We start from the raw sequence: 12517 nt of genomic DNA on the forward strand, positions 1-12517 counted from the left end.
ATAAACAATTATGAAAAAATACAATATATATAAAACGGCCGTTTGCGCATTCGTCTTGGGTCTCAGCTTGTCTTCTTGCGGGGACTTTCTGGATCAGCCAGACAATTCCAACTACAATGCAGACACGTTCTATAATGGTGATGCAGAGTGCTATCAAGGCGCCAATTCTCTGTACAGTATGCCATGGTATGATTTCCAAAGAGGTTTCTTCAAAGTTGGTGAAGTAATGTCAGGAAACTATTATTGGTGGGGAAGTGAAGATACTCAATACTGGAACTGTAACGTATCTGCCAACAATGCCAACCTGAAAGATATGTCTTATTCACTTTGGACAGTAAATGCCTACGCTAACACCATTTATGATAAACTGAAAGGTGCCAGCGCAAGCGCAAGCGTAAAGAGTGCATGTATGGGAGAATGCCTGACATGGAAAGCTATGGCATACTTCTATCTTGTACGTACATTCGGTGCTGTGCCAATCATCCATAACAACACAGACATTATCGGTGCCGGTACATACAATGACCAGTATAAGGCCAACATAGAGGATGTATACGATTACATCATCATGACCTTGAAAAAAGCCATTGAACTGTTACCGGAAAAAGATCCTACAGGTCTTGGACGTATTGATAAATACAGCGCAGAAGGCTTGCTTGCCAAGGTTTACCTGACAAAGTCTGGTTTCGATCCAGCAACTACAACTTACGAACAGGGAAGTGTGGCATACATCAAGACCACCAATCACCAGCGCAATCAGGAAGATCTTGACAACGCTGCAAAATATGCAAAGGACGTGATTGACAACAGTGGAAGAAGTCTTGAATCTGCAGCTAATTTCCCAGCAATGTTCTATGGTGCATACAAAGGTCCAGAATCACTCATCGCATGGCACTGGCGTGCCACACGTGACCCTTGGACATCTCAAAACTCACTTCAAAGTGACCTCGCTATTACGGGTTTCGATGAAACAGGTAACAACTGGGGAGGATGGGCTGGTCCATCAGTAGACCTGATAGAAGCTTTCGGAGATAATCCAACAAGCCAGACTAGAAACAACACCGACATCCGCCGTAAGGCTACCATGATGATGGCTGGTGATAAATACGACTATTTCTACACAGACTGTGGCGGTTTCGATTTCCTGAAGCACGTATATAAAGGATACGAGAAGCACCCAGGCAACGGAGAACTCCAGAGTCCAACAGGAGCACAATGTGTCAAGCATCTTGTTGGTGATAAAGCCGACCATAACTTGCATATAGGCTGCGACTTTGATGTGATGGCTTATGGTAACTATACTCAGCTGTTACGTCTTGCAGATGTTTATCTCATCTATGCAGAAGCCAAGATTGGCAATGCAGGCTCAACAACAGATGCATCTGCCATTGATGCATTCTACAAAGTTCGCAACCGTGCGGTATCTACATACGAACGCCCAACATCTATCAGTTTCGAAGATGTATGGAAGGAGCGCAGATTGGAGTTAGCACTTGAGGGCGATCGCTGGTATGATTACGTACGCAGGTTCTACTTCGATCCTGATGCAACAATTGCTGAGTTGAACGCACAGAAGAGAAATGAGTATTATGGTCTGAATGCGCTCTATGAGACATGGTACAACAAGGGTAGCTATGATGGTCCTTGGAACTTGAACAGCGATGTAAGATACAATGATGATCCTGGTAAGCATCAGAACGTTCAGGTGAGCAGTTTTACCATCCCATTCCCTACAGAAGATGCAACCATGAGCCCTCATTTGCTGGAGGCACCACAGCATGTTGACATTTCTCAGTTTACTTATTAATATAAGAAACCTCAAAAACAGAACAATTATGAAGCTAAATAATAAAATATTAAGTGTCATGCTTCTTGGAGCTACAGCATTTACAGGACTCAGCATTACAAGTTGTGTGGATGAGCCTGACAAATATGAAATAGCTGGTGGAACTCCTTCTATTGATTACGTTCGCCTGTGCGATGTAACCAAGAAAGATTCCATGTTAACTGGAGCATACATGGGTACAAGTATCTGTCTGGTCGGTAACAACTTGAGAAGTATAACAAAAATGCTCTTCAACGATCAGCAGGCTATTTTGAATACAAGTATGATTACAGACCATACCTTGATTGTAGATGTACCAAAGACTCTTACTGACAATCCTACCAATAAGATCTACATGTACAACAAGGATGGTGAGTGTACTGAATATGACTTCAAGACGCTCGTACCAGAACCGGTGGTAACATCATTGAGCAATGAGTTTGCAAAAGATGGCGAAACAGTAACCCTGAAAGGCGACTACCTGCTGGATTACGAGAATGCTCATCTTAAAATCACATTCCCAGGCAACGTAGATGTTACAGATTTCAAGAGCATTTCCAAGAGTGCCGTTACTTTTGTGGTACCAGAAGGTGCACAGAAAGGATTTGTCACAGTAGAAAGCATGTATGGAAAAGGTAAGTCTAAGTTCTATTTCCGTGACGACCGCTGCATACTCTTCGACTGGGATAATGACGGAGATGACGCAATAGCAACAGGTCATGGCTGGCGTGATGGAATTCAAAATGGTAACCGTATGAGGAATGATGTTGAAGGAGTTCAGCCTCTTGACGGAAATTACTACTACTTAGGAGGCAAGACCGTTAATTTCGATTCATGGGCTGAAGATGAATACTCATTCAACTACTGGCCAGAGCCGGCTGCAGGTTATCCTGAGTTGAACTCGCTGATGAAATGGGATGATGTTGACAACATACAAGTGAAGTTTGAGGTTAACATTCCTAATGATTGGACAGGCTTGTCATTACAGGTATATTTTACCGGTAACGACCAGGTAACATACTCAACAGGCAACAACAACTATCTTGCAGATGACAAGCTTCCACGTGCACTTTGGACTCCATGGTATGGAGCAACAAACAACACATTCAGCACTTCAGGAAACTGGCAGACTGTTTCTATTCCATTATCAGAATTTGCATACGACAGATATGGAAACAAATTGGGTGGTTTGAAGTTTGAGAATCTCACAGGTATGACCATGTTCCTCTATACAGGACCATACAAAGAGGCTACTGTAGAATGCTCACCAACAATTTGCGTTGATAACATTCGTGTTTGCCCTATCAATGAATAAAATTTGCTGATGCTGGCAGCCATCCAACTGCCAGCACTGCAAACAAACAAAAACAATAAACGTCAATCATTATGAAAAGACATAATAAATCTTTCCTCTGGTTGGTTCTGCTACTGATATGCAGTACATTTGCGTTCACATCATGCGACCGTGATGACTTGAACACCGACCAGTATGGCAATGAAATATCTGTATTATCATACGGTCCAAACCCTGTACTCCGTGGGGGTGTCCTTACTTTCAAGGGAGCCAATCTTGACCAAATTACAGAAATAGATCTTCCTGGTGCAGAAGCTATTACCAGCATTAATGTTGTTACATCAGGAAAAAACTCAGAAATCAATATTGAAGTTCCTGCAGAAAAATGTGAACCAGGTATTGTTACATTGAAGACCGCCAAGAATGGTGAAATCAAGACACTTACCCCAATCACATACATTGAGAATTTGAAATTCACAGGTTTCTACGTAGGTGAAAACAAGGAAAACCTGGTAGGTAATGTTGGAGACGTCCTCACTATTGAAGGCGATTATCTCAACAATATTACATCTGTCATTTTTGCCAATGGCGCAACTATGGATGCCGAGAATTTTAAATCTCAGACCCGCTATCAGATTCAGCTGGTAATCCCAGCAGAAGCAGGAGAAGGCAGATTCCAGATTAGCGATGGAAACAACTATATGTATTCTGAAGGTGCTTTAAGTATCAATGCTCCTGAAATCGATGCAAACAATGCTATCGGTAAGTCTCTCATCAAGGCTGGTGAAACAGAGGTCCTCAGAGGTACTTCACTTGATCAGATTGCAAGCATTGAGTTGAATGGTGCAACCGTAGAAGCAGCTGACTTCAAGTCACAAACAGCTTCTGAGATTACCTTCATTATCTCTTCTAAGGTAGCAGACGGTGAAATTACAGCTGTAACAAAAAGCGGTATAAGAATTCCTTTCGGTGAGATTACAACCGTTGTTCCTAGCCAACTCGTTGCAACTCCTTCCCCTATCAAGAATGGTAAAGAGATAACAATCAGCGGTAAGGATATGGATCTGATTACAGGCATCGCATTCCCTAACGCCAAGGAATCTAAGCTTAACAAGGTTGAGACAACAAAGGTTACTTCTACAGTACCAGAGGATGCACAGGAAGGCGACATCACTTTGAGTCTTGATAATGGTAAGACTGTAACAGTAGCCTATAAATTGGTTAAGCCAACCGTTACCGCTTGCGCTCCTGCAGCCATCACAGCTGGCGAGAAGACCATCATCAAAGGTACAGATCTCGACCTCGTGAAGAGCATCACCTTCCCTGGCGATGTAGACATGACAGTAGATGATTTCAAGGGTACAGCCAATGCTATCGCAGTAACAGTTCCTGCAGCCTGCGCCGGTTCAGGCTTCAAGCTCAACCTGAAGAATGGTACTACTGTCAACATCGATAGTCAATTGAGCATTAAGGCAGCAACAGATCCAGCTATTGCATCTGTTACACCAGGTGAGGCTATCGCAGGTTCAACCATCACCATCACTGGCAAGAACTTCCAGAACATCCAGAACCTCTACATCGGTTCTTACAAGGTAAACCGCTATACATCTCGCACCAACACAGAGATTGTCTGCCAGGTTCCTGCCACAGCAGAAGTAGGTACATACAAGATCGTGATGGAAGACCCAGACGGCAACAAGATTGAGGGTCCCGAGTTCAAGGTGGTTCCTGCAGAGAAAGACATAGCTGACTTTGCCAAAAATGAAGCTGGCACAGCCATTACCTATCCATTTGTGTTCAGTTGGGGCGATGGTACGGGTAAATTCCGTCTCAACAAAGCAGATCTTATTAAACTTGGCGTAAAGAAGGGTTCTAAGTTGATAATTTATAAGGATGCAAGTGTTACAGGACAAGTTCAAATCAATGACGCAAATTGGGCTGGTCTTTATACAATTGCAGACTGGAACGGAACAGAAGCTCAGCTTGTACAAGAATTTGATGACAAAATGATGAATGCCATCAACAATGTTTCTGACGGTTGGAGCGACACTGCATTCATTATCCAAGGTGACTTAGGGAAAGCAAACAAGATTGTTATCCTCCCATAAGTGATATTTAACATAAAAAACGCATTTATGTGAAATATAATTCGTAAATTTGTGGCGTAGTTAGATCAACTGCGCCACATTTTTAATTAAAACCAAAACATCAACCCGATATGAAGAAAATAGCATTATCCTTACTGATAGCTCTGAGCTGCATCTCAGCCAAAGCTGCCGACGGCAAGTCGCTGTTTGTATCATTCAACGATGGTAGCAAGATAGAGTTTGCACTGAGCACGCTACCGGAAGTGTCCTTCGGAGATGATAAGATGACTGTAACATCTACAGCTACTGCTGCCAGCTATGAACTATGGAAGGTTTCCACCTTCACTTATGGTACAACGACAGGCATCAAGCAGGTAGAAACCAACAACAAGTTTGCCTTCGAAGGTGACCGTATCATCGTGGATGGTACCAACAACAAGGTAAGCGCCTTCGCACTGGATGGGAAGAACATCAAACTCTCTCCTATCACAGCTGGCGACAAGACCATCATCAATCTCAGTGAATTGACACATGGGGTCTATATTATCAAAATCAATAACAAATCCATAAAAGTAGCAAGACAATGAAAAAACTATTACTCTCACTCCTAGCAGTAATGATTTCATTCACTGCCTTGGCACAAACGAAAGGAGACAAGCTGACCATCAACCTAAAGAATGGTACATCACAAGTCTGGGATCTGACAGCAGACGGACAGGCTCCAGTTTCTAAAATCACACACTCTGCAGATGGTAAAGTGGGATTCGTGATGACGGGTCTGGAAGACTATGGTGCTTTCGAAACCTACGACATCAACGACATCAACAACATCTCCTTCTCTATCTATCACGAAAGCGAAGTAGGCGATGTGAATCTTGCAGACCCTTCTGCTACAGAAAAGACCAAACGTCTCTACAAATATCTGCAGTTGAATTATGGCAGCAAGACCATCTCTTCGGTCATCGCCAACGTTAACTGGAACACACAGGAAGCAGATAAGATCTATAGGGCAACCGGCAAATATCCTGCCATGAACTGCTATGATTTTATCCATATCTATGTTCCTAAGCAGGATTCCAACGGATGGATCAACTATAACGACATCACTCCTGTTACCAACTGGGCAGACCAGGGCGGACTGGTATCGCTGATGTGGCACTTCAATGTGCCTAAGACAGAAAGCACAGTTCCAGGAACAGATGGTAGCGGTGTGACCTGCACCCCATCAGAAACATCCTTCAAAGCAGCCAACGTATTTACTGCTGGCTCTTGGGAGAACAAATGGTTCTATCAGGAGATGGACAAGGTGGTGGAAGTTCTGCAGAAGTTGCAGGATGCAGGCGTTGTTGCCATTTGGCGACCATTCCACGAAGCTGCCGGTAATGCCTGTCTGAAATCAGGTGCCAGCTGGGGTAAGTCCTGGTTCTGGTGGGGATATGATGGTGCTGAAACTTACAAGAAGCTTTGGCAGACCATGTTTGATTACTTCCAGAACAAGGGAATACACAACCTGATATGGGCTTGGACCACACAGAATTACAATGGTGATGCAAATACCTATAACAATGATGCCGACTGGTATCCCGGCGACAAGTACGTAGACATCATCGGTCGCGACCTCTACGGTTATAATGCAACCAAGCAGTCTCAGGAGTTCAAGGAGATTCAGGCACGCTATCCTGGTAAGCTCATCGCTCTGGCTGAGTGCGGAACTGATGCCAACAACAAAACAGCTACAGCAGGTATTGACGAAGCATGGAACGCCGGTGCAAAATGGAGCTTCTTCATGCCTTGGTATGGAAGCAACATGCCATCCAACGACTGGTGGAAAGCAGCTATGAACAGCAAGAACGTGATTACCCGCGACCAGGTAAACCTGAACGCAAACTATGTAGAGGAAAGTGCTGTGGATGCTGTGAAGAACATGGGCATCGGTACCAATTTCGGCAACTGCACAGATGTGGTAGCCATGGGGATGAACATGAACAGCAATTCTGTTACAGATTTCGAGAAAGCATGGGGACAGGTTCCTACCACCAAACCGATGGTAGATTTTCTGAAGAAGAACGGTTTTAATTCTGTCCGCATCCCAGTTACCTGGTTCCAGCACATGAAGGAAGACGGAACCGTGGATGAAGCCTGGATGAACAGAATACAGGAAATCGTTGATTACGTGATTGATAACGGTATGTACTGCATCCTGAATGTTCATCATGATACAGGTGCAGACGATAAGGATGTGAAGCACTGGATCAAGGCTGATGAAGCCAACTATAAGGAGAACAAGGAGAAGTTTGAATATCTCTGGACCCAGATTGCCACCCGTTTCAAGAACTACAACCATCATCTGGTGTTCGAAGGTTACAACGAGATGCTTGATGCCGACAACACCTGGAATGCACCAAAGAGCGCAAGCAGCTATAAGGGTTTGAACGGATATGCCCAGAGTTTCGTGAATGCAGTACGTGCTACCGGTGGCAACAACGAGACCCGCAACCTCATCATCAATACCTATGCTGCAGCTAATGGTGACGACGTATTGAACAACCTCGTCATCCCTACCGACAAGGTGGATGGTCATATCGCAGTAGAAGTTCACACCTATGCTCCATGGGACTGGTTTGACCAGAAAGGCAAGTGGGATGCTTCCTGCAGCAATGAAATCAAGAATATGTTCAACCGCCTAAACAAGAAGTTCATCAGCAAGGGCATACCTTGCATCATCGGTGAATATGGTACTCACGGAAGCAAGAGTGTCAGCAAAACCAGTTCTGCCAGCGAAATTCAGGCTGCTGCCGACCAGGCTGCCGACATCGTGAAACAGGCAAAGGCTTACGGCGTAGCGACCTTCTACTGGATGAGCATCTTCAGCGAAAAAGACAGAAGTGTGCCACAGTGGACCTTGCCTACCGTGGTAGAAGCTATGAAAAAGGCTTATAATGAATAACAAATTATGAGAATCAAATATATTATATTGATGTTCGCAGCCCTCCTGGCTTTCTCTTCATGCGGTGAGAAGAAAAAGAAATCGTATGACGAGATTGCCATGAGCGGTCTCACAACCCGCACAGAGAATCTGAAAACCAACATCAAGGCATATGCCAACAAAGGTACGCTGATAGGTCAGATGTATGGAACCTTAACCGGAATAGGCTGGAACCGCTGGCAATGTGACAGCGACCGATGCGACCTGAAAACTCTCTGCGGTTACAGACCAGCTGCAAATGGATATGAGTTGGCTGGCATTGAAAATGGAAAATCACAGAACATAGACGGCGTTCCGTTCAAGGCTATCAGGGAAGATGTGCTGAAACACTTCCGTAAGGGAGGCTTACTCATCATGAACTGGACAATGCCTGATTATAACGGCAATGATGATATGCTGGAGGAATATACCAAACAGGTTGCCAAATATCTTGATACACTGCAAGATGGTTATGGTATCAAAGCACCTGTAGTACTCAATCTTCTTCCTGTAGACGGTAAGACATGGTACAGTAAACTCAGCAAAGACGACTATATCAGTCTTTACAAGAAGATACAGGATCTCTTGGATGACGAGGATGTAACGAATGTAGTTTATAGTTATTCTGAAACCTACCAGCCGGGCAAGAATCTGATGGATCGCTATCCGGACAACAAGATTGATGTGATCAACATGACATATCTGCAAAGCAAAAATGCCATCGACCTCCCACTCTACCAGAAGAGCATCAAGGAGATTGTGAAGCAGGCTCTGCCTTTTGCCCAAGACCACAACAATGCCTTCGGACTGACAACAGGAGTAGAATCTATTGGTGATTCCAGTATTTTTTCAGAGACATTGCTTACAGTACTCAAGCAGCATCACATAGCTTACCTGATGTTTGGCAGAAACCAGGGAGAACCGATTGAGGAGCATTACTATACTCCATATCCTGGTGTATCGAACAAAAAGACTCATGGGTTCATGGAAATGATAAATGATGAAGTTTGTGTTTTCCTGGAAAAGCTAAACGGACTATATCTTGAACATTAATCAATATTCGAAACGGATAAAATCAAAAAGAGAGGGCATTCACATACCCTCTCTTTTCTTTTCAACATACTAAAAATATAACTCTATACTATTTCTGAACATACTTTTTACCATTCTTGATTACTACACCCTTATAAGATGCATTAACCTGCTGACCAGCGAGGTTGTAAACCGGAGCATTCTTAGCAGCTGGAGCTACAAGCGCATTTGATATATTAGCTGGAGTATTGTCTACCAATAATACATAAGCGTGAACTAACTTGCAATTATTATAGATATTGAAAGTTACACCACCCTTATGAGATTCACCATCAACATAAGCATCTGTACTATTTTTGGCAGCCTTCTTGAAATCACCAACAGTAACAAAGATATCAAAATTCTTACCATCAGCTGCATTCAATTCATAGGTTGGACTCCAATTATCAGAATTGGCAAATCCACCAATACCCCAACCATTGCGAGATACATAAGGATCTGTCGTATTCTCGAAGCTTAGTTTCACCTTTGTATCATCAGCATATTTGTCAAATTCTGAAGCCAAAATAGTATGACCTTCAACCAATGTCAATTCAACCTCAGTATGCTTAACCGCATTTTGGAAATAAGCACTCTTGAAAGTGACTGTCTTAGGAGCATCATCTGCACACTGCAAATAAATCTGGCGAACAACGTTCTTATGGTCTGCATTCAGTGGAACAGTAATTTTATTGTCTGTACCCATTGCTGTTGAGCAAATTGTTTTACCATCATCACCTTTGGCATCATATTCTACAACAACCTGAACATTAACCTTATCAGAATTTTCAATCTCTAACACGAAATCATCGTAATCAGAGCAATCCTTACTGCCAAGCCACCATCCTGGGCGATAGCTCCATTTTTCGTGGAATGTAATAATTTTGGTCGTTGCATCATACCAAACAGTTTCACCATCCTTCACATTGTTGCTTGGCTCTCCAATATCAAGAGTAGCTGCGTTAGTTCAGTTAGCGAGTTCAGACGTCTCTGTTAGCTGATGCAGACGTCTCGATAAACTTACAGATACGTCTCCGTTAGCCTACGCAGCCATATTCGTAACCCGATGCAGCCGTATTCGTGAATAAGTTTTATGTAATCATCTATCATCCATCACGATTTGTACTCCTAAGCTTCTTAATATACTAATATACAGACGTTTAAATAGCGTGACGGATACTTCGAAAACGGAAATATCCATCACGCTATCCATCACGATTTGGGGTTATCCCTCACAATATTCTCACTACACATTACCAGATACTGCATATCATTGTTGAAACACTTGCGATAGTTCAAATGAGGCTCACTTAAATCTGGACAGGATGTATCCGAAATTACATCGCGACGTATCTGGCGCTGCGTCGTGACGCGTCTGTTATCACGTCGGGACGTACCAGATGCTACGTCGGGACGCAATTTCGGGAACAGCATTGGAGATTATACGGGAAAAATAGCATCAAAAACAATAGGCATTGAACCGAAAAAACACCTAAGTATCGCTATTTTTATGGCAATATATGGCAGATTATGGCAATTAAAAAGCTATTGCAATATCGGTATCAACTAACAATCAGGCTGTTACCAGCTTATATGGCAATATGGCAATTCTTTTACGAAAAAAAATCCTACAGAAGTCTTTCACCACAAGAAAACAAGTTAGAAATAGCATAAAGAGGATTGACTAATATCTTCTTCCCTTTTGGGCTGACAAACTCCCCAAAATTCTCCAAAGAACAGCGAATGGCATACTTAATATGCTCTTTTTCCATAAAAACATAAAGACTCGCCATCGAACCTCGTAAACCAGACTTCACTTCCATCGGAACAATGTCAATGCCACGAGACAAGACATAATCAACCTCCGAAACGGTTCCACGAGTCAAGTTTTGCCAATAGTATAAGTCATGGCGCTCATTAGGCGACATATACTTTAGTAATTCCAATCCTGCCACCATCTCCGTCAAACTACCCTTATCAACTAAGTCTGCAGCATTGTCAACCAATAGTTCTTTCACTATAGAATTAGTAGAGTCTCCTATTCCTAACAGATTGAGGAGAAAGCCATGATCTATCAGATTATACTTCACAAACTTCGGATTAATCTCTGCACCAAGCGGAATGCCATTTGCCGCAGTATGCCATACAGGTATAATGATACCAGCATCTCTAAGCATCTCCAAAGCATTCTTGACTTGCGCAGTCGTATATCCCCCTTCCACTTGGCTAAACACGAATTTACTCCCCACTTGATGAGCCACACTAAACAATGTTTGACGCAGCAAAACAGGATTGACCTTTGCTTTATATTTCACGAAATCATCTATATAAGTTTGCTTCAACTCACTAAGCACAGAGTCTACTTCCAAATAACTATTCGTATCAACGTACTTAGCCACAGCAGCAGGCATACCACCTATAAGCAAGAATGAACGAAACCTCTCCACTAATCGCTCATAGAAGACATTCATCAATGGCTTTTGAGAGGTTGCATTCCGTTTCATACTTACCAATCCATCATCACCTAAAGCATAAAGGAATTCATCAAAAGACATCGGATATACAAACATCGAGCGGATACGCCCTACTCCATAAGCACCTAAATCCTTCAATGCAAATTCCAACAGCGATCCAGCCGCCACTACATGAAGTTCAGGATAATCTTCCTTGAAAAACCACAAGCTATGGATGGCATTAGGGCATGCCTGTATCTCATCTAAGAACAACAAGGTTTTGCCAGGAATAACGGGAACTTTGAAATATGCCGACAATTGCTCCGAAATAAACTTCACGTTTAAATCTCCATCAAAGAATTCCTTGACAGTCTTATCACGCTCAAAGTTAACTTCCAAGAAATAAGGAAAGGACTCTCCCAAGTGTCTAATGGCACTTGACTTACCTACCTGCCTTGCTCCTCTCACAAGCAATGGTTTATGCTCTACAGAACTTTTCCACGCTTCAAACTCTTTATCTATTTGTCTTTTCAGATACTTCATATCTCTATATTATTGATTTTCAATGCAAAGATAATGCAAACGAGCGCAATGAAAGCTTGCTTTCTGATTGCCGAGTGCAGCTTATCTTATGCAAAGATAGCACTTTTATCTGAATAAAAGCCAATCAATTAAGCTTTTTTATAAAAAAGTCAGAGGTTATTTGATGCTAAATTATAAAAAAGTCAGAGGTTTTTTGATTTTAAATTATAAAAAAGTCAGAGGTTTTTGTCTTATACTTTGTCTTATACGTGAAAAAGTTGTCACCTTTAGGATGGTTAA

Annotated in this window: 8 protein-coding genes; 6 read left to right on the forward strand and 2 right to left on the reverse strand. The window is 42.6% G+C overall.

The annotated features are described in order from the left end of the window. Positions 1–10 precede the first annotated feature (10 nt). The 6 genes from DWV53_RS11595 (at position 11) to DWV53_RS11620 (ending at position 9224) form a co-directional block, all read left to right on the forward strand. Complete coding sequence (locus DWV53_RS11595) at positions 11–1807, forward strand: RagB/SusD family nutrient uptake outer membrane protein (RefSeq protein WP_118154017.1); 1797 nt, start codon at positions 11–13, stop codon at positions 1805–1807. 28 nt (positions 1808–1835) lie between these two features. After that, complete coding sequence (locus DWV53_RS11600) at positions 1836–3140, forward strand: glycan-binding surface protein (RefSeq protein ID WP_234699039.1); 1305 nt, start codon at positions 1836–1838, stop codon at positions 3138–3140. Between the two features lie 71 nt (positions 3141–3211). After that, positions 3212–5227 carry an IPT/TIG domain-containing protein gene (locus DWV53_RS11605; protein ID WP_118154023.1) on the forward strand — a complete coding sequence of 672 codons (2016 nt, stop codon included), beginning with the start codon at positions 3212–3214 and terminating at the stop codon, positions 5225–5227. 110 nt (positions 5228–5337) lie between these two features. Further along, on the forward strand, positions 5338–5793 hold the full coding sequence (locus DWV53_RS11610; protein ID WP_118154026.1) for a T9SS C-terminal target domain-containing protein: 456 nt from the start codon (positions 5338–5340) through the stop codon (positions 5791–5793). Then, entirely contained in the window at positions 5790–8153 is a 2364-nt protein-coding gene (locus DWV53_RS11615) for a cellulase family glycosylhydrolase (protein WP_118154029.1), read from the forward strand. Before DWV53_RS11610 ends, DWV53_RS11615 begins: the two co-directional genes overlap by 4 nt. A gap of 6 nt (positions 8154–8159) precedes the next feature. Next, positions 8160–9224 (forward strand): hypothetical protein, encoded by a 1065-nt coding sequence (locus tag DWV53_RS11620; protein ID WP_118154032.1) that lies wholly within the window; start codon positions 8160–8162, stop codon positions 9222–9224. A gap of 88 nt (positions 9225–9312) precedes the next feature. Here DWV53_RS11620 and DWV53_RS11625 read toward each other — a convergent pair whose 3' ends face one another. Together DWV53_RS11625 and DWV53_RS11630 are read right to left on the reverse strand one after the other, a co-directional pair. After that, positions 9313–10167 carry a hypothetical protein gene (locus DWV53_RS11625; RefSeq protein WP_118154035.1) on the reverse strand — a complete coding sequence of 285 codons (855 nt, stop codon included), beginning with the start codon at positions 10165–10167 and terminating at the stop codon, positions 9313–9315. A gap of 703 nt (positions 10168–10870) precedes the next feature. Next, positions 10871–12238: an ATP-binding protein gene (locus tag DWV53_RS11630; RefSeq protein ID WP_117586118.1), complete on the reverse strand. Its 1368-nt coding sequence runs from the start codon at positions 12236–12238 to the stop codon at positions 10871–10873. Positions 12239–12517 lie beyond the last annotated feature (279 nt).

Source organism: Segatella copri (assembly GCF_003465495.1).
GTDB lineage: Bacteria > Bacteroidota > Bacteroidia > Bacteroidales > Bacteroidaceae > Prevotella > Prevotella copri_G.